Below are 18,510 nucleotides of genomic sequence, written 5' to 3' on the forward strand. Positions count from 1 at the left end.
TTACTCCGCCGCCGGCAAGGTTATGCCGGGGAAAATTTTAATCACGGCGGAATCGTCTTCGCCGCCATAGCCTGCGGTAGAAGCCATCATGAACATTTGATGCGCCGCCGCCGACAACGGCAATGGAAACTTGCTGGCACGTGCGGTATCCAGAACCAATCCCAAATCCTTGACGAAAATATCCACGGCTGACAGCGGGGTATAGTCAGCTTTCAGAATATGTGGCACGCGATTTTCAAACATCCACGAATTACCTGCACTGTTGGTGATGACTTCATATAACGCGTCCGGATCAACGCCTTCGCGCATCCCCAGCGCCATCGCTTCAGCGGCGGCGGCGATGTGTACGCCCGCCAGTAATTGATTGATTACTTTCACCTTCGAACCAACGCCGTGCGCATCGCCAAGTCGGTAAACTTTTCCTGCAATCGCAGCCAAAACCGGCTCTGCTTTGGCATACGCATCCGCAGGTCCTGACGTCATCATCGTCATTTCACCAGCATTAGCGCGGGCAGCGCCGCCAGACAATGGACCATCTAGCATTAGCAATTGTTGCGCAGCCAATCGTGCGCCCAGTGTCACGGCGAAATCTGGCGCAACCGTTGCGCTGGCGATGACCAGACTGCCCGGTTTCATCCTGGCAGCAGCGCCGTTTTCACCGAATAACACTTGCTCGGTTTGCGCTGCATTGACCACCACCGTGATGACAACGTCACAGACGGCACCAAGCGCAGCTGGCGTGTCATGGGCCTGCCCGCCTTCGCTGGCAAACTGCGCCAAAACCGCTGGTCGCAGATCGCACGCGTGGGTGGCGATACCTGCGCGTAACAACGAACGGGCAACGCCCAAACCCATGGCACCAAGGCCGATAACACCTACGTTGATGGTCATTATTTATCCTGTTTTTTTAATTTATGTAAGGCTGTAATTAGTCGCCAGCGCACGATGACGCAGCATCAACAGCTTTTTTCAGCTTGGAGGCACGCGTACTTTTAGCCGTCGTTTTCTTGACGGCAACAACTTTGGGAGCCGATTCTGCTACGCCCCGCGACATCCGGCGCGCAGCGTTAAACATGTGAGTCTGGGCTGCATTGCGCGCACTGAGCGCGTCACCAGCCGCTATCGCGGCAGCGATAGCGGCATGTTCTTCGTACACCTGACGCATAAAATCACCACGGCGTGCTTCGTTGGTACGCGTGACTTTGGTGGCGGCTTCCAGATATTGATTTAAGAATGCCAACGTTTGCAATAAAAAGGGATTGCCTGTGGCGTCAGCAATGCTGCGATGAAACAGCACATCGGCCTTGACGCCATCGCCACCAGCAACGACATCTGCTTCAATCCCGCGCAGCGCGCTTTCAATCGCCTTTAATTGACGCGGCGTACGGCGCGTCGCTGCCAGCGCGGCGACCTCTGCATCAATCGCGCGCCGTAATTCGACGATTTGAAGAACGGCGTCGGCCGACGATGCTTCGTCGAACTGAATCCGCAGCGGCCGCAAATGACCTTGCTCGCTGACGTACACACCGCTGCCTTGGCGCGGCTCAACCGCACCTTCATTCTTCAGACGCGAAATCGCCTCCCGCACGACGGTGCGAGAGACGCCATATTCTTCAGAGAGGACAGGCTCGGTAGGCAGCTTTGCGCCAGGGCCGTACTCGCCACTTTCAATTTTTTGGAGTAATTCTTGCGCAACGGTGTCGCTGAGCGATGCACGGTTGGCAGCTAGTTTTTTGAACATTTTGTCTCGATTACAGCATTTTAATTTTCGTAATGTGACCATATCATCATATGACTTTGAATAAAAATCAAGCGTCGGCCTAAATTATTTTTGCTGCATCGGCACACTCGCCTGCGTTTCCTGCAAAACGTTAATGCTAAAAAGTCATCTGCAATATAGTCCGATCGGACGATACTCTCCGGCAATATTCATCGGTACATTGAATGAAATCGATTATCTGGCGCGTGATTGCCAAAATGTACCGAGAGGCTTAATAAATTGACATGAACTAGTAAGACTATGGCCACCTTGAAACCAATATCAACGGGCCACACTCCGCAGCTGTGAGCGATAGCGTCACGCAGGAGTTTTCAGACTCAGATTTAACGCATTAGCGGATCTGATAAACAAAAAAGGAGACAAAATGCCATTACTTTCTAAAAAATTCATCATGCTTACCTGCGCAATGAGCTGTGCCGCCGCGACCTTGACATTGGCCGGTTGCAGCAGCGCGGGTGCAGGCAGCGGCAGTACCAACCCAGCCGCGAGTAGCAACGGCACGCCGACAGCATCGGCAGGCACGGTAGCAGCAACTGGAAACGTCGTCAGCCAGACCGGAAACACCGTTTCTGACGCAGGCGGACTGATTTCCAACACGCCATTGCCAATCCCCGGCGTCGCCACTAGCCAGCAAGACCTCGGCACCACCGTCACTAATGGCGGCCAGATCGTCACTGCATTGGGTGATGGCATCAGCAGCGGGTTGGGGAAAATGGGCAGCAATCCAAATCCGATCGGCACCACCGTGGCCAGTACCGGGACGGTAATTTCTAAAACTGGCATCACTGTCGGCAGTGCCGGGCAGCTTGTGACCGATCTCGGTGCTACCGGCAGTCCGCTGCAACCGCTCAGCCCGCTCACGACACCGATTGGATCGGCGCTGAGTAGCGCTGGCGTATCGATCGACAGCGCTGGTCAGCTGGCGGCGCTGTCGCTTGCTATCGGTCCGGTCCAACAGGTAACGCAATCGCTCAGCACCGCTATCGTACCAACGATTACCACTGTGACCGACACCACGCAAACCATCGGTCAAACCACCGGTTTGGGTCAGCCAGTCTCTGGCCTGTTAGCGACGATCGGCAACGGCATCAGCAGCGCCGGGACCCAAGTTGGGGGCAGCTCCAGCAACGTTCTGGCCAAAGACGTCGGTGGGATTGTCACCACGGTTGGGGGCGTTGTGACCAGCACATCCGGCTTGTTGACGTCTGACAGCGCATCCGGCAGTCCATCTACCAGCCCGCTTGCGGCACTGCCGTCGCTATCGTCCTTGTCTTCACTATCTTCAGTTGGCGGGACTGGCAGTAGCGGTGCAAGTCCACTGGCACCGATCACGGGCCTTTTGGCTAACGCGTCCGCGTCCGGGTCGACTGCAGGCAGCAGCCCACTTGCGCCAGTGACTGGTCTCATTTCCGGCGCATCCGGCTCAGCCAGTGCATCTGGCTCTGGATCTGCCAGCAGTCCTCTGACACCACTCACCGGATTACTGGGAAATCTGGGCACGATGGGCGGCAGAACACATTAAGTATTTTTAACCGATTACTATGTTGCAAGGTCTGACAGCAGCCAAGGGCTGTCGATCTTTGCAGCATAGGTTTTTATCGATTTAAAAATATGATTTGAATATCTAGCCTTAACAGCTAGTGAACAACAATAAAAAAGCTTCAACAGGAGACAATAAAAATGAGAGTAAATCCTTGCATTGCTGCGCTTTCCCTCAGTTTAGTATCAAGTATGGCAGCAGCGCAAAAAGCTGGCGATACAGTCGTCAACGTCGGCGGCTTATACATTAACAATCAAAACAGCAGCAGCAAACCTTTGCATACCGATCTGGGCGTATCGCTACTGACACAAACAACATTATTGCCGCAGCATTTCGATTCACCGGGGACCAATCTGAAAGTCGGCAATGCGGTTACACCGCTATTGACGGTTACGCATTTTTTTACCGACCATATCGCCGTTACCAGCGTTGCTGGATTACCGCCGAGATTTGATATTTATGGCAGCGGCACAGTCACAACACCCGGCGTATTAGGCGCGGCCGTTCCTCCGGTTGTATTAGACAAATCCGGTAATAATCCATTAGCAAGCGTGTTGCAATGGAGTCCGACGATGATTTTTCAGTATTACTTCCGTGAACCAAATGCCACTTTCCGTCCTTATCTTGGCGCTGGTGTCAGCTATAACTTCTTTACTCACGTCAAACTAAACGATAACTTCACGCGGGATTTGAAAAATACCGGCGGTTATCTGGCATTTATCTCAACCGGCAGCAATGCCACCACGGTTCAGGCTAAAGCGACGGCGTCATTTCGGCCCGTCATTAATGGCGGATTAAATATTGCATTCGACGATAAATGGTCGGGCAATATCGGCGTAACGTATCTGCCATTAAAAACCGATTCGATTATTACGGTTAAAGACAAAAACGGTGACACCGTGCTGACTAGTACCGCACGCCTTAATATTCCTGCAATTGCTACCAACGTAACGATCGGCTATAAGTTTTAAACGCTATGCAGTCCCTGTCGCAAATCGACAGGGACGTAAGCCCCAACCCGCAGTATCGCGCTAGAAAACAACACTCCGTCGTTTTCAGCCGCCGTTAAGCCTTTTCGCTCCAGATTATTTCTCCGAATAAACACCAAAAAAATCATCCCGAAAAAAGTGATATTCCGCGCCAATGTGTCGTGAAACCCTACATTTAATGCATTTTTAATAATTAATTTAGAATAATTGGTTAATGTTGAAATGATTTCGTTATAGAAATTTTGCTATAGAATCCCAACAAACTCCTGGAAATTCGTAGTGGCATGGAACCAGCCGACAAACCCTGCAAAAGCAGTGGTGAGAAACAGTGGCGAGCCGTTGCCCGCGCTCATTATTAATAGCGCGACTATAGATCTGTAATGACAGAAGTGAGAAGGCAGAATGAAAAAAGCGACGCCCGTAGACGATACCGTCCCTCAGCAAATTGATGTCACCGCCTCTGCCAAAAACAGCGTCAAGAAATCCACACTTCGTCGTTCTCCGCCATCCAAATATAGTCCGCCATTAAATACTCTCCATCTAGTCACGCGTCAGCAAGTCATTGCGCGCATGCTGGATGCCGATGGCGCGAAGCTGATGATGATCACCGCGCCTGCCGGATTTGGTAAAACCACGCTATTACGCTCGCTACATGATTTACTGATTGCCGACGGTAAGGCGGTCGCCTGGTTAACGCTGGATAGCGGTGAAAACGACTTGGATCAACTGATTCAGAATCTCGCACAGGCATTGCAAAAAATGTGCGCTGGCGATGGTTTTTCTGACGCGATTCAGATCGATACCGCCGCTCATCCGCACGACCAACTGCGATCCGGTCTGATGGACACCATCATTGCAACTGCGTTGCCGTTCGTGCTGATTCTTGACGAATTCGAGAACTTACATAGCCCAGCTGTGCTATCGCTGATTCAGCAGGCTATCGAAACATTGGGCGTCGGGCAGCAAATTATTATCGGATCACGCGAGAAACCCCTATTGAATCTGGCCCGCTTACGCGCCCGCCAGCAGTTACTCGAATGTGACGCCACGCATCTGCGGTTTAGTCTGCAAGAGACCACCGAATTTCTGCGCGACAAGCGTCAATTAGCGCTGACCGATCAGGAATATCGAAAACTACACGAAGTCACGGATGGCTGGGCGGCAGCGCTGTGGCTGTCTTCGCTGGCACTTGAAAACAATCCCGACCCTCGCCAATTTGTAAAAACGTTTTCTGGATTGAATAGCACCATCGCCTCGTATCTGGCAGAAGATGTGCTGTCGCGGAAACCGCAATATTTGCAAGAATTCATTTTGCAAACCAGCATCCTGCATCAATTTTGCGTCGAAAGCTGTAACGCCGTGACGGGCCGTCAGGATAGCCAGCAATTGCTGGATGAATGCGAACGATCCAATATGTTTATCACGCCGCTGGATGATCAACGCCATTGGTTTAGTTATCACCCGCTGTTCGCCACGTTTTTACGCGCCCAACTAGAGCAGCGCTATCCCGGTTTATCGCAATCGTTACATCGTCGCGCTGCCAACTGGTATCTGGAACAAGACCGGCCGATACGGGCAATCGATCACGCCGTCGCCGCCGGAGATGATGTACTAGTGCTGGCGTTATTAGAGAAAAAAGCCGAATCGTTATTATTGCAAGGCCGCGTGCGTTTATTGGCGCGCTGGTTCGACTCGTTGAAACGGACCAGTCTCGAAAGTAAGCCAAAATTAATTTTTGTCTACGCATGGGTGTTGATCCACACCAACCGCAGCGCCGAAGCGTTGGCGTTGGTGGAAGCCATCGACAATAAAAACAAAGGAAGCATTCACGATAGCGCAGACGCGTCGGTACTTGACCCTGACGTTTTCCTGTCCTATCCGGCGTCGATGGCATTACGTACTTTTAGTCTGGTCATGCTGGATCGCATTGAGGAAACCGCCCCGATATGGGAAGGCGCACATTTACTCGAAAACGCTGAATACGGCCCCTTTTTACACACCATGTTACTGATTGGTTGCGCTTATTACTACGCCACCATCGGCCGTTATCAAGAAGCACGCCAAGCGCTTGATCGCGTACCCCGCCAGTGCGCTAATACCAGATCTCTGTTTGGCGATGCAGTGGCGGGCTATATGAATAGCATGCTGGATATGCTGCAAGGAAAATTTCGTTCGGCGGCTGCGCGCTTGCATATGTTAATCGGCGAACAACCGACACAGGGCATCGCCAGACATGCGGCAGACAGCGGTTTTTCTAGTATTTATCTGGCCGAAATTTACTATGAAACCGGGGCACTGGATAAAGCCAAACGTCTATTGAAAATGTATTTGCCGCTGGTGAAAGAGGCCGGCGTTCCTGACCACGTGATCAGTAGTCACGTCATTTATGCGCGCATTTTAAGGGCCGAAGGAAACAGTAATGACGCGTTGCAGGCGCTGTTCGATATGGAACATCTTGGCTTGCAGCGCGGACTTTCACGGATCGTAAATATGGCGCGAATCGAACGCGCACGCGGCGCTCTGCTCGATGGCGATCTGGTCGCTGCAAAAGAGTTGCTGGCATTAATTCCGACTGCAATCCCCAGCGACCATCGCGATTTTCAACCAATCGCAAATGATATCGATAGTCCGACGCTGGCACTGATGCGACTGAAAATTCAGTGTAATCAAGCGGCAGTTGCATTGCCTTTACTCAAAGAGCATTTGCAAGACGCCTATCGCCGTGGTCGCATGCGCTACGCCCTGCGCACTAAAGTAGTCTATGCGCTGGCGCTGACCCATGCAGGCCAGCGCAATCTGGCGCTGAGGACCATTGCCGAAGCCCTGCAAGAAGCGCTGTCGGAAACATTTACGCGTATCTTTTTGGACGAAGGCCCAGAGCTGATTGGATTGATTGAAGAATTTCTGGATGACAGCCAGCGCCTATCAAAAAATGCCCTGCCGCAAGCATTGGATGGCGGTTCTGGTAGCCCACACATCTCAGCAGAGCTGATATTGTTCGCAAGAAAAATATGCGACGCCTATAAAGAAACGCACAAGATCGTACCGAAACACTTCCCATCCCCACCGCCGGAACAAACTAGCCGCCCTCGCAATGCGGGCAACAACGAAGTCACCGACCGCGAACGCGATGTATTACAACTGCTAGCCCAAGGTTATGGCAATCAAATCATCGCTGAAAAGCTTTTCGTCTCCGTCACCACCGTCCGCGCACATCTGCGCAATATCAATTTGAAGCTCGAAGTTCACAACCGCACCGAAGCCATCGCGATTGCCCGAAAACGCGCCATTATTCGTTGATTATGAGGATTTTCTAGACGGATAAATCTAGCAAAATCTCTTCAATCCGGGCCTTCCTCACTATTGCTCTTTACAGCTAATAATTTATTTCCCAAAAGCAAATAGCGATCTTCTCATCACACCAAAACAGGGAGCACGCTCCCCTTTTGCGAACATTCCCAGAATCCGTCATCCCATCTTGGTGAATTTTGTTCATCAATCTTGTATATCAGATTGGTCTACCAGTCTTACACCCGCGCTGGCATACGACTTGCTCATAGAGTTGTATGACAGCCGACACCCCCATCAAATCATCTGCGCAGATCGCCCATCAAATTACGGATGCGATGCTGTCGCAAAAGCTTGCTCCGGGCACGCGGTTAGGCGAGCAGCAACTGGCTGAGTTATTTGGCGTCAGTCGCACGCAGATTCGCGAAGCTTTGACGCGATTAGTGACGCGCGGCATTGTCACTGTCAGTCCCCGGCGCGGCTGGTATGTGATTGCGCCGACGCCTGAAGATGCGCGGGAGGCGTTCGAGGCGCGGCGAGTGCTGGAGCTGGGATTGCTACGCCATGCGCGCCCCATCAGCGTGGAAGCAATTCAGCAGTTGCGTCAGCATGTCGAGCGTGAACAGGCCGCGATTGACGGCGATGACGTGGCGGCGCGTAGTTATCTGCTGGGCGATTTTCATGTCTGTCTGTGCGAATCGTTTGGCAATACTTTATTGGCCGATACCCTGCGCGATTTCACTACCCGCACCACTCTAACGGCCATGCTGTACCAGTCGTCGCACCACGCCAAACAATCCTGCGCAGAACATGGCGGCATCGTCACCGCGCTGGAAAACAGCGATCTGGCGCTGGCTGAAGAACTAATGAATACGCATCTCTGCAATGTCGAAGCTGGCCTGAGCCAATCCGTGCGTACCGATCCGCTCTCACCGTTACGAAAAGCACTTGCGCTGCCGCCCTTACGTACCAATCCAACATCCCCATCCACCGCCGTTCTTCATCCTCAGCTAAAGGAGTCTTAACATGAAATTTTCCACTATTTTGCTCGCCCTCTGTGCCACTGCCACCTTTGCCAGCGCTACTGCAAGCGCCGATGCACTGGATCAGATTGTTAAAAGCGGTGTGCTGAAAGTCGCCGTACCGCAAGATTTTCCGCCATTCGGTTCTGTGACCAGCGATCTCACACCGCAAGGTCTGGATATCGATGTCGCGACATTGATCGCCAAGAAATTGGGCGTCAAGATTGAACTGATTCCGGTGACCAGCGCCAACCGCGTGCCTTACCTGCAAACCAAGAAAGTCGATCTGATTATTTCCAGTCTCGGCAAAAATCCAGAACGTGAAAAAGTCATCGATTTTAGCGCGCCCTACGCACCGTTCTACAACGGCGTATTCGGTACAGCCGATCAAAAAGTCAGCAGCGTGACCGACCTTGCTGGCAAGACCGTGGGCGTCACCCGTGGCGCTGTCGAAGACCTGGAACTGACTAAGATGGCCCCTGCCAGCACCACTATTAAGCGCTACGAAGATAACAATGGCACGATCAGTGCGTTCCTGTCGGGCCAGGTTCAATTGGTCGCAACAGGCAACGTGGTAGCGGCAGCGATTCTTGCTAAGAATCCTCCGCGCAAGCCTGAAACCAAGTTCTTAATCAAAAATTCGCCATGTTCCATCGGTCTGAATAAGGACGAAAAAAAGTTGCTGGATAAAGTGAACGCGATTCTGGCTGAGACTAAAAAAGATGGTGAATTAAATGCCATCAGCGTGAAATGGCTGGGCTTGCCTTTGCCAGCATCGCTGTAAAAAACCGTCATGCATCCTCTGCAAACGGCGATCGGCATTGTTCGTATTGCCTGCGCAAATACGGCTAATCCTGTCGCCACCGACAGCACGCATGTTAAGGAAATTAAGGCAAATACATGAGTTATCACTTCGATTTTCTAGCGCCGTTTGACTATACCGGCGTGCTTGTTAAGGGTGTGTTGATAACGCTGGAATTGATTGCAATTGGCGGTGTATTAGGGATTGTGGTGGGTATTTTCGCGGCATGGGCGCGCACGCAGGGACCGCGCTGGTTGCGCCCCATTGTTAGCGCGTATGTCGAACTGATCCGCAATACGCCGTTTCTGATCCAGTTATTTTTTATCTTTTTTGGCCTGCCTGGGATCGGGGTACATATCACTGAAATGGAAGCTGCATCGCTGGCAATGGTGATCAATCTGGGCGCTTATAGCAGCGAGATCATCCGGGCCGGTATAGCTGCCATTGCGCCCGGTCAGATCGAGGCGGGATTGAGTCTGGCAATGACCAGAATGCAGATTTTTCGGCATGTTATTTTGCCGCCCGCTTTACAAAAAATATGGCCTGCATTAACCAGTCAGATCGTCATCGTCATGTTGGGCTCAGCGGTTTGCTCACAAATTGCAGTGGAAGAACTGGCCTATGCAGCAAACTTTATTCAAGGTCGCAACTTCCGTTCGTTTGAAGCCTATTTATTGTCTACCGCGATCTATTTGATATTGGCGATCGGCTTACGTCAATTGCTGCGATTGATTGGCCATTGGCTGTTTGGTCGCGCCACTATCAGGAGCGCCGTATGATTTCATTTTCGCTGTGGGATATCGTGCGCAATCTGTTGCTGGCGCTACGCTGGACGGTGTTGCTGTCATTAGCAGCGTTCGCGATGGGCGGCATTCTCGGTCTGATCGTGCTGTTTTTACGCACTTCCAGACAAGCCTGGTTGCGTCGCGTCACTAAGCTGTACATCGAGTTATTTCAAGGCACGCCGTTGCTGATGCAACTGTTTCTGGTATTTTTCGGTCTGGCATTATTCGGCCTCGAAGTACCGGCATGGCTGGCTGCTGTGGTGGCACTGACTTGCTGGAGTAGCGCCTATCTGGCGGAGATCTGGCGCGGTTGCGTCGAGGCTATTCCACGCGGTCAATGGGAGGCATCATCTTGTCTGGCGATGAGCTATTTACAGCAAATGCGCCACGTTATCTTGCCGCAAGCTTTGCGCATGGGGATTCCCCCTACCGTCGGCTTTAGTGTGCAAATCGTCAAAGGTACAGCGGTCACCTCCATCATCGGCTTCGTCGAGTTATCGAAGGCCGGAACGATGATTACCAATGCGACTTTTCAACCGTTCACCGTGTATGCGCTGGTGGCGTTGATGTATTTCGCATTGTGTTGGCCGCTATCTAAATTCAGTCAGTCTCTGGAAAGGAAATTCAATGCCACTCATCGCAATTGATAACGTCAAAAAAAGCTTCGGCACCAATCAGGTGTTAAAGGGCATCCGGCTGGATGTCGAGCCAGGTGAAGTCATTGCCATCATCGGCAAAAGCGGATCAGGCAAGAGCACATTATTGCGGTGCATTAACGGCCTTGAAACCATCGACGAAGGCAGTATCAGCGTCGCCGGTGCGCATTTGGGATCAACCGAAATTGAATTACGTGCGTTGCGCCTAAAGGTCGGAATGATCTTCCAGCAATTTAACCTGTTTCCGCATCTAACTGTCGGCCGCAACGTGATGTTGTCACCAATGATTGTCAAAGGTACAGCGGAAGCCGAAGCGCGGACGCTGGCGCAAAAAAATCTGGCACGGGTTGGGCTAGCAGAAAAATTCGACGCCTATCCAGATCAATTATCCGGCGGCCAGCAGCAACGCGTTGCGATTGCACGAGCGTTAATGATGCAACCGCAAGCACTGCTATGCGATGAAATTACTTCTGCGCTAGACCCTGAACTGGTGAACGAAGTATTAAGTGTTGTGCGCGGTTTGGCAGATGAAGGAATGACGCTGCTGATGGTCACGCATGAAATGCGTTTTGCGCGGGAAGTATGTGATCGGGTAGTGTTTATGCATCAGGGAAAAGTACACGAAATCGGACCGCCGGAAGATATTTTCGCGCATCCCAAGACGGTAGAGCTACAACAATTTTTGGGTGCAGGCGCGTGATAATGTGATGAGGGAATGCAATACAGCGCGTTCTGTTTGATAGCAACATCCCGCTATTCGTCCATATTTTTCATATAACTACGATTTAAAGCAAAACGCCATCGCATCAATTTATGATGCGATGGCGCAATCTAAAACCAGATTAAAACTGCCGGTCCAGCGTCACACTCTTTTATTCCTCTAATCGAGAGAATACAAAATAATTTTTCTGTTTTTTATTTTCCAAGCAATTGATAAAAAGTTGGATTACCTTCACATTCGCCGCCACCGCATTCCAACACGGTAGAGACCAGATTCGCCGCAATCAACAGCGTGAAAACGGCAATTGAAATTTTCCCTAAAACGGGCGAGGTCTGTCTATATTCTGCTGGGCGCTCTATCGTTTTCAGCATTAACATCACAGAAATAAATAGCGCCGCCGCGATTGCCGACAGCACTGCCAACGTATAAAAATGCACGCCAAAAACATCCGAACCATAGCCGTTTGTGCGTCCCGGAATAATATGTATCAGAACCTGACGTCCTGCCACCAAGCCGGTCAATAGTGCGCCCAACAAGGCAACGCCGTAATGTGCGCTACGAATGCCAAATCGGACATTCATCAAAAATCCAATCCCGATAGCGATCATGCCGACACGCTGCAATAAGCATAGGGGGCATGGAAGTTCGTTCAGCACCAACTGGTAATAGAAGGCAATCAACAGCGACAGGCTGATGCCAAATAACGCTAGGATATTGAGTAATTCGCTGATACGGATGGCCTGTGCGGTCGTCTTTTTTACAGCGGAAGAAAAATGATTGATCGAAAATTGCGTCTGCATGATAGTCGGCGCTTCAAAAGGAAAGATTAAGTGGGCTAGTCGCGTGGTGGTTGAACCATGCGACAGAGACGACTAACAGCGCAAACCACAAACCGAAGCCCGTTTTTTTCTTGCCGAGGATCATACTCACCACAGCAAGTAAGGCGATTAAGAATGGCAAAAACATGAACATGAAAAACTCTCTTTTGTTAACCGGGATGAAAAAAATTCTGATAAAGATATTTGTCAGAGAAGCGAAAATTTCTGGGTAATGGGGCTGGCTTTTATAGAGCGACGACTACTTGTGAGAGAAGCGCTATTTTCGAAGAAGTGGAAAAGTATAGCTGATCGAATACGGAAGGAAAATACAGACAATTCTGTTTCTGATACATACTATTCTTAACAGACTAAACTATCTGGAAAAACCGACGCCGATTTTTCAACACAAAATATCGACGCAAATTAAGCCGCTGACCGAAGCGCAAAGGCAATATTGACGATCATTAAAAATGACAGCACATTGTACGCTGTCATTTTATTTTATCGCCTCAACATGCCGATAAGCCGCATGCAATAACCGACTATGGCTCGTGCCGCAAATACCCTTCTTTGCTTGGATCACGCATGCGGATGGCGACGATTAATGCTATCGCGCACAAGGCAGTGACGTACCAGTAAAAAGTGGATTCCATACCGATAGACTTCAGCTTTAACGCGACGAATTCAGCCGATCCGCCAAAGATTGCATTTCCCAATGCATACGATAAACCAACGCCCAGGGCGCGCACTTCTGGCGGGAACATTTCGGCCTTGATCAAGCCACTAATCGACGTATAAAGACTGACGATTGCCAACGCCAGCAAGACTAATCCAAACGCAGCGTAGGGATTCGTGACCACTGCTAATGCGTGCAAAATCGGGACAGTGGCCAGCGTCGCCAACGCGCCAAACCAGATCATGGATGTACGTCGCCCGATTTTGTCGGACAACGCGCCAAACAGCGGTTGCATCAGCATATAAGCCAACAGCGCACCGGTCATTACCGCGCTAGATGTTTTGGCGCTCATCCCTGCAGTGTTGACCAGATACTTTTGCATGTAGGTAGTAAATGTGTAGAAAATTAACGAACCACCGGCGGTAAAACCGATCACCGTCATAAACGCCCGTTTATGCTTCATCAGGCCAGCCAGCGTGCCCGCATCTTTATTTCTGCGCGAGTCGGCGGTCGAAGTTTCATTCAAGGATCGACGCAGATACAGCGCCACTACCGCCGCGCCCGCGCCAATCACGAAGGGAACCCGCCAGCCCCAGTCTTTGAGCTGCTCGGTACTCAGCAATTGCTGCAAAACTACCAAAACCAGCACCGCCAGCAACTGACCGCCAATCAGCGTCACGTATTGAAAAGAGGCGTAAAACCCGCGCTGGCCCTTAAGCGCAACTTCGCTCATATACGTCGCGCTAGTGCCGTATTCGCCACCGACCGAAAGCCCTTGCAACAATCGGGCAAACAACAGCAACGCCGGTGCCGCTGCGCCGATGGTAGCGTAAGTCGGCAAGAAAGCGATCAGCAGTGAACCGGCACACATCATCAGCACCGACGTCATCATCGCGGTTTTGCGACCCCGCTTATCCGCGAGACGACCGAAAACCCAGCCGCCAATAGGACGCATCAGAAAGCCAGCAGCAAAGACGCCTGCCGTATTCAATAATTGGGTGGTGGAATTGCCGCTGGGGAAAAATGCTGGCGCGAAATAAATCGCGCAAAAGGAATAAACGTAAAAATCGAACCATTCCACCAGATTGCCTGATGAAGCACCAATAATGGCGAAAACACGCTTGCGGCGATCTTCGCTAACTGAAAGTTCTTGTTGTGGCATGTGTCCCATCCTATATTTAATTAACAACAACGTTTTATAGTTTTATAACGTTTTATACGCCTTTTATGCCGGGCCTGTCGAACTGACTGCGAATCCAATTTTAATAAAATAACAATATAAATAGCGGCATGCGCCTCAACGATCAATTTCTGGATGGCAACTTAAAATAGCTTCAGTGGACACTTTCCCTTGATCCCAAGCCCTGCATGTGGCGTTCTTCGAGGGCTGCCAGCCCTTTACGCGATCAAAATGCACCATTTTTTCGCATCTGGGACGCAATCACTCTCAACTATAGAAATGCTTATACCTGCCAGACTTGTGTAAGATCGAACAATTGTAAGAATGGGTGCTGATCATGCGTTACGCAAAAAAAATAATGTCGCTGAGAAAAACACTGTTGGTATTTTTTCTGAGCGCATTCACGGCGATATCAGCCCATGCCGGCGAAATCAATTTTTCATCGGATCACGATTTCCTGGCAATCAATCTCAATATTAAAGATCAGGGTCTTGGCAACGCGGAATTTGTTGTCCTTAGCGTGACCCTGACGCCCATGGCAAGACGCCGGTTAGAAGAGGCGTCACGCGGCTCTTTACAGCAAGATATGACGATCAGTCTGGATGGCAATATCATCAGTACGACCATCGTGCGTAGCGTGATGAAAAGTCCGCATCTAAAGCTGAGCCTTTCGCGCGAAATGGCGCGCAATGTGTTTCCCAGTCTGTTGTCTACGCCGGTGCAATCCATCTCTCTGTCGGGTTATGCAATGCCTAACTGGACGCAGGGAACATGGGCCGAAAGTCTGACTGCCGACGCCCCTAATACCGAATATGCGGCCGATGAAAAACTATCCATCTCAAGCAAAACACTCAACGCACCAAGCTGCAAACACGTGAACCATACGGTGGTGGCGACTAGCGATTCTGTGGTGGAGTTACGCGTTGACCGGCGCAATAAATGCGTATTAGATGAAGTATCGGTTGCCAAAATGATTCTGACCAGAACGACCGAAGCTGAGCGAATTGTGATTTCGCTGTACGCCATCGGCAGCGATTTCAATGGGCCGCCTACCAGAGAAAGCACCTATCGCCGTCAATAAAAATGGGGATTACTATGGCCAAATCGTGGGCTTTCTGTTGATAGGATCGCGCTGTAAAACGTCGCATTTTTTAAAAGCGCAAACGGCGAAACACTATTTTTTCGATTAACTATTAAGGATTTTTTACTCGTGAATCGTTTTATGACTCAAACTCTGATTGCCGCAGCAGGAATAACGATGATCACCGGCACCAGCAGCGCTGCCGACGCCTTATCCCCCACTACTTCGCCTGTTTCAACGTCCCCGATTACCGTCTCATCCACCGCGCTAATATCTGGCATCGACATGCAAAACGTCGATACTGCGGTTCGCCCGCAAGATGATTTTTACACGTTTGTCAATGGACAATGGCTAAAAAAGACAGAGATCCCCGCCGACAAATCGTCATGGGGAGCCTTCTACGAGTTACGCGAAAATTCGTTAAATCAGTTACATACGATTGTTGATGCGATCAGTAAAGACACCGCAGTCAAGCCCGGCACCAATGCGCAAAAAATCGCTGACATGTACGCCAGCTTTATGAGTGAAAAGGCGCTCGATAGTCTGGGCGTGGCGCCGTTAAGCAGCGAATTTGCCAAAATTGATGCACTACAAAATAAAAATCAGATCGCGGGCATGATTGCCCATCTGTCTCGTATCGGCGTAACGGTTCCCTACGATATCGGGATTCATCAGGATGCACGGGATTCCACCAAAGTGATTGCCGATCTGGGGCAAAGCGGCCTCGGGTTGCCGGATCGTGATTACTATCTGAAAGACGATGACGCCAAACTGAAAGACACCCGCACCAAGTATCTGGCGCATATGGAGAAAATGCTGACACTGGCAGGCGACGCCGATGCTGCAAAAAAAGCTGCCGACGTCCTAAGTCTCGAAACTGCACTGGCCGCCTTGCAATGGAGCAAAGTCCAAAACCGAGACCCCGTCAAAACCTATAACAAAGTTGAACTTAGCAAATTGCCCGCATTGGCACCGCACAATAATTGGCATAGCTATCTGTCCGATGCTGGCCTGAAGGACAAAGTTTCCTACGTGGTAGTTAGTCAGCCCAGCTACATTCAGGGCTTCGATCAGGTATTAGAAAAAACCTCGCTCGATGCTTGGAAAGCCTACTTTAAATGGCACGTTCTGAGCAAATTCTCGTCAGCGTTATCCAAGCCTTACGTTGACGAAAATTTTGCGTTTTATGGCGGCGTATTACGCGGCGTTCCAGAAAATGAACCACGCTGGAAGCGCGGCATAAAAATGGTCGAAAATACCGTTGGTGAAGGACTCGGCGAACTTTACGTCGCCCAATATTTTCCACCGGAAAACAAAGCACGAATGGAAAAACTGGTCAGCAATCTGATCGCAGCCTATCGTGGAAGTATTCACACGCTGGACTGGATGGGACCGGCCACCAAACAACAGGCAGAGAAGAAACTTTCGACGCTCAGCACCAAAATCGGCTATCCGAATAAATGGCGTGATTACAGCACTCTCACCATCAAAAAAGATGATCTGGTCGGTAATATCATCCGGGCAAACACCTTTGAATATCAACGTAATATCAATAAACTGGGCAAACCGGTCGACCGCGATGAATGGGGCATGACGCCACAAACTGTGAACGCGTATTACAATCCGGAGCTGAACGAAGTAGTGTTCCCGGCAGCAATTTTGCAACCGCCATTCTTTAACGCGCAGGCGGATGACGCCGTGAACTATGGCGGCATCGGCGCTGTGATTGGGCATGAAATCAGTCACGGTTTTGATGATCAGGGTAGCCAGTACGACGAAGTCGGCAATTTGCGTGACTGGTGGACCAAAGACGATCACGAAAAATTTGCGGTGAAGACTAAGGCATTAGTGGCGCAATACAGTGCATATAGTCCGGTAGCTGGCTATAAAGTGAATGGTGAACTTACATTGGGCGAAAATATCGCTGACAATTCCGGCCTCACAATTGCCTACAAAGCCTATCAATTATCATTGGCTGGCAAGACCGCCCCGTTGATCGACGGGATGACCGGCAACCAGCGGTTTTACCTGGGCTGGGCGCAAGTCTGGCGCAGTAAAGTGCGCGAAGCCCAAGCCATCGTATATGTCAAAACCGACCCGCATTCTCCGCCGCAATTCCGCGGTAATGGCACGCTGGCTAACCAACCGGGATTTTATAGCGCGTTTGATGTAAAACCCGGTGACAAGATGTATTTACCACCGGCACAGCGCGTCATTATGTGGTGATGTATTGCAGGTAATTCAGACAATAATCGATTGCCGGAAATATAAAAAAGCCACCGTTATCAGCGGTGGCTTTTTGCATTACAGCAGGATGCAATTACTGCGGTCTAACCAGATTACGAGGCTGCCAGCATCCCACCTTTGAATTCTGTTTCGACAAATTTCTTTACCTCTTCTGATTGATAGGCTTTCACCAGTTTTTGCAACCAGGGCTGGTCTTTATCTTTTTCGCGTACGGCAATCAGGCAAGCGTATGGGCCATCAGCGCTTTCAATGACCAGACTATCGCGTGCGGGATTCAAACCGGCTTTGACGGCGTAATCAGCATTGATTGCAGAGGCATCCAGATCATCCAGTGTGCGTGGCAACTGCGCCGCATCGATCTCGACGAATTTGAATTTCTTCGGATTCTCAACGATATCTATCGGCGTCGCATTTACGCCCGAGACTGGATCGATGCCCGTCCGCAATTTGATGAGACCATTCTTCTGCAATAGCAGCAAAACGCGACTTTCATTGGCCGGGTCATTTGGTAAGCCAATTTTGGCGCCAGCCGGTAACGCGGCTAATGTGCGGTATTTTTTTGAATATAGCGCCATCGGACCAGTGATAGTGCGACCGACACCAATCAGTTTGTATCCACGCGCTTTGATTTGCGCGTTCAAAAATGGCCGATGTTGATAGGAATTAGCATCCAGTTCACCGGCGTCCAACGCGGCATTGGGTTGAATGTAATCGTTAAATTCGATGATCTGTAATTTCAAACCCGGCTGCCGTTCGATAATCCGTTTAACCACTTCCAGCACTTGCGCTTGCGGCCCGCTGGTCGCGCCTATTTTGATGATTTTGTCTTCGGCGAAACTGTTGATACTCGCTGCCAGTAATAACAATCCTGTGATCACGTACTTAAACTGCTTAAACCGATTCGGCATATATTTCCCCTGAAATA

General features: G+C 50.5%; 16 protein-coding genes. 10 read left to right on the plus strand and 6 right to left on the minus strand.

From position 1 onward, the window contains the following. Together ltnD and C7W93_RS12240 are read right to left on the minus strand one after the other, a co-directional pair. Complete coding sequence (ltnD, locus tag C7W93_RS12235; protein ID WP_108440252.1) at positions 1-891, minus strand: L-threonate dehydrogenase; 891 nt, start codon at positions 889-891, stop codon at positions 1-3. A 37-nt stretch (positions 892-928) separates the two neighbouring features. Then, the gene (locus C7W93_RS12240; protein ID WP_108440253.1) at positions 929-1,741 is read right to left on the minus strand and encodes a FadR/GntR family transcriptional regulator; all 813 of its coding nucleotides are present in this window, start codon (positions 1,739-1,741) and stop codon (positions 929-931) included. A gap of 403 nt (positions 1,742-2,144) precedes the next feature. Here C7W93_RS12240 and C7W93_RS12245 point away from each other — a divergent pair, with 403 nt between their 5' ends. The 8 genes from C7W93_RS12245 (at position 2,145) to C7W93_RS12280 (ending at position 11,562) form a co-directional block, all read left to right on the plus strand. Next, the gene (locus tag C7W93_RS12245; RefSeq protein WP_108440254.1) at positions 2,145-3,302 is read left to right on the plus strand and encodes a collagen-like triple helix repeat-containing protein; all 1,158 of its coding nucleotides are present in this window, start codon (positions 2,145-2,147) and stop codon (positions 3,300-3,302) included. Between the two features lie 158 nt (positions 3,303-3,460). After that, positions 3,461-4,291, plus strand: coding sequence for an OmpW family protein (locus C7W93_RS12250; protein ID WP_108440255.1), 831 nt, complete (start codon positions 3,461-3,463; stop codon positions 4,289-4,291). A gap of 420 nt (positions 4,292-4,711) precedes the next feature. Further along, positions 4,712-7,609 (plus strand): LuxR C-terminal-related transcriptional regulator, encoded by a 2,898-nt coding sequence (locus C7W93_RS12255; protein WP_108440256.1) that lies wholly within the window; start codon positions 4,712-4,714, stop codon positions 7,607-7,609. Between the two features lie 266 nt (positions 7,610-7,875). Continuing rightward, positions 7,876-8,622, plus strand: a complete 747-nt coding sequence (locus C7W93_RS12260) for a GntR family transcriptional regulator (RefSeq protein ID WP_108440257.1) — start codon at positions 7,876-7,878, stop codon at positions 8,620-8,622. Between the two features lies 1 nt (position 8,623). Next, positions 8,624-9,403 (plus strand): transporter substrate-binding domain-containing protein, encoded by a 780-nt coding sequence (locus C7W93_RS12265; protein WP_108440258.1) that lies wholly within the window; start codon positions 8,624-8,626, stop codon positions 9,401-9,403. 116 nt (positions 9,404-9,519) lie between these two features. After that, entirely contained in the window at positions 9,520-10,200 is a 681-nt protein-coding gene (locus tag C7W93_RS12270) for an amino acid ABC transporter permease (RefSeq protein WP_108440259.1), read from the plus strand. Continuing rightward, entirely contained in the window at positions 10,197-10,853 is a 657-nt protein-coding gene (locus C7W93_RS12275; protein WP_108440260.1) for an amino acid ABC transporter permease, read from the plus strand. The genes C7W93_RS12270 and C7W93_RS12275 overlap by 4 nt, the downstream gene beginning before the upstream one ends. Next, positions 10,834-11,562, plus strand: coding sequence for an amino acid ABC transporter ATP-binding protein (locus C7W93_RS12280; protein ID WP_108440261.1), 729 nt, complete (start codon positions 10,834-10,836; stop codon positions 11,560-11,562). Before C7W93_RS12275 ends, C7W93_RS12280 begins: the two co-directional genes overlap by 20 nt. Positions 11,563-11,777: 215 nt before the next feature. On the opposite strand, the gene C7W93_RS12285 is transcribed toward C7W93_RS12280, so the two are convergent. From C7W93_RS12285 to C7W93_RS12290, 3 genes are all read right to left on the minus strand, one after another. After that, entirely contained in the window at positions 11,778-12,383 is a 606-nt protein-coding gene (locus tag C7W93_RS12285) for a disulfide bond formation protein B (RefSeq protein ID WP_108440262.1), read from the minus strand. A 13-nt stretch (positions 12,384-12,396) separates the two neighbouring features. Beyond that, a complete protein-coding gene (locus tag C7W93_RS24840; protein ID WP_201747207.1) occupies positions 12,397-12,549 on the minus strand; it encodes a DUF5993 family protein in 153 nt (50 codons plus the stop codon). 394 nt (positions 12,550-12,943) lie between these two features. After that, on the minus strand, positions 12,944-14,239 hold the full coding sequence (locus tag C7W93_RS12290) for an MFS family transporter (protein WP_225869820.1): 1,296 nt from the start codon (positions 14,237-14,239) through the stop codon (positions 12,944-12,946). Positions 14,240-14,615: 376 nt separating this feature from the next. Here C7W93_RS12290 and C7W93_RS12295 point away from each other — a divergent pair, with 376 nt between their 5' ends. Further along, positions 14,616-15,338 carry a hypothetical protein gene (locus tag C7W93_RS12295; RefSeq protein WP_108440264.1) on the plus strand — a complete coding sequence of 241 codons (723 nt, stop codon included), beginning with the start codon at positions 14,616-14,618 and terminating at the stop codon, positions 15,336-15,338. 141 nt (positions 15,339-15,479) lie between these two features. Further along, a complete protein-coding gene (locus tag C7W93_RS12300) occupies positions 15,480-17,564 on the plus strand; it encodes a M13 family metallopeptidase (RefSeq protein ID WP_108440265.1) in 2,085 nt (694 codons plus the stop codon). Between the two features lie 113 nt (positions 17,565-17,677). Here C7W93_RS12300 and C7W93_RS12305 read toward each other — a convergent pair whose 3' ends face one another. Continuing rightward, on the minus strand, positions 17,678-18,493 hold the full coding sequence (locus C7W93_RS12305) for a MetQ/NlpA family ABC transporter substrate-binding protein (RefSeq protein WP_108440266.1): 816 nt from the start codon (positions 18,491-18,493) through the stop codon (positions 17,678-17,680). Positions 18,494-18,510 lie beyond the last annotated feature (17 nt).

The organism is Glaciimonas sp. PCH181 (assembly GCF_003056055.1).
Classification (GTDB): Bacteria; Pseudomonadota; Gammaproteobacteria; order Burkholderiales; family Burkholderiaceae_D; genus Glaciimonas.

Bases quoted from the DNA above. Each gene is read 5' to 3' on its own strand.
- C7W93_RS12250 (WP_108440255.1), top strand. From the start codon at position 3,461: ATGAGAGTAAATCCTTGCATTGCTGCGCTTTCCCTCAGTTTAGTATCA.
- C7W93_RS12270 (WP_108440259.1), top strand. From the start codon at position 9,520: ATGAGTTATCACTTCGATTTTCTAGCGCCGTTTGACTATACCGGCGTG.
- C7W93_RS24840 (WP_201747207.1), bottom strand. From the start codon at position 12,549: ATGTTTTTGCCATTCTTAATCGCCTTACTTGCTGTGGTGAGTATGATC.
- C7W93_RS12265 (WP_108440258.1), top strand. From the start codon at position 8,624: ATGAAATTTTCCACTATTTTGCTCGCCCTCTGTGCCACTGCCACCTTT.
- C7W93_RS12275 (WP_108440260.1), top strand. From the start codon at position 10,197: ATGATTTCATTTTCGCTGTGGGATATCGTGCGCAATCTGTTGCTGGCG.
- C7W93_RS12255 (WP_108440256.1), top strand. From the start codon at position 4,712: ATGAAAAAAGCGACGCCCGTAGACGATACCGTCCCTCAGCAAATTGAT.
- C7W93_RS12290 (WP_225869820.1), bottom strand. From the start codon at position 14,239: ATGCCACAACAAGAACTTTCAGTTAGCGAAGATCGCCGCAAGCGTGTT.
- C7W93_RS12260 (WP_108440257.1), top strand. From the start codon at position 7,876: ATGACAGCCGACACCCCCATCAAATCATCTGCGCAGATCGCCCATCAA.
- C7W93_RS12295 (WP_108440264.1), top strand. From the start codon at position 14,616: ATGTCGCTGAGAAAAACACTGTTGGTATTTTTTCTGAGCGCATTCACG.
- C7W93_RS12300 (WP_108440265.1), top strand. From the start codon at position 15,480: ATGACTCAAACTCTGATTGCCGCAGCAGGAATAACGATGATCACCGGC.
- C7W93_RS12245 (WP_108440254.1), top strand. From the start codon at position 2,145: ATGCCATTACTTTCTAAAAAATTCATCATGCTTACCTGCGCAATGAGC.
- C7W93_RS12285 (WP_108440262.1), bottom strand. From the start codon at position 12,383: ATGCAGACGCAATTTTCGATCAATCATTTTTCTTCCGCTGTAAAAAAG.
- C7W93_RS12305 (WP_108440266.1), bottom strand. From the start codon at position 18,493: ATGCCGAATCGGTTTAAGCAGTTTAAGTACGTGATCACAGGATTGTTA.
- C7W93_RS12280 (WP_108440261.1), top strand. From the start codon at position 10,834: ATGCCACTCATCGCAATTGATAACGTCAAAAAAAGCTTCGGCACCAAT.
- ltnD (WP_108440252.1), bottom strand. From the start codon at position 891: ATGACCATCAACGTAGGTGTTATCGGCCTTGGTGCCATGGGTTTGGGC.
- C7W93_RS12240 (WP_108440253.1), bottom strand. From the start codon at position 1,741: ATGTTCAAAAAACTAGCTGCCAACCGTGCATCGCTCAGCGACACCGTT.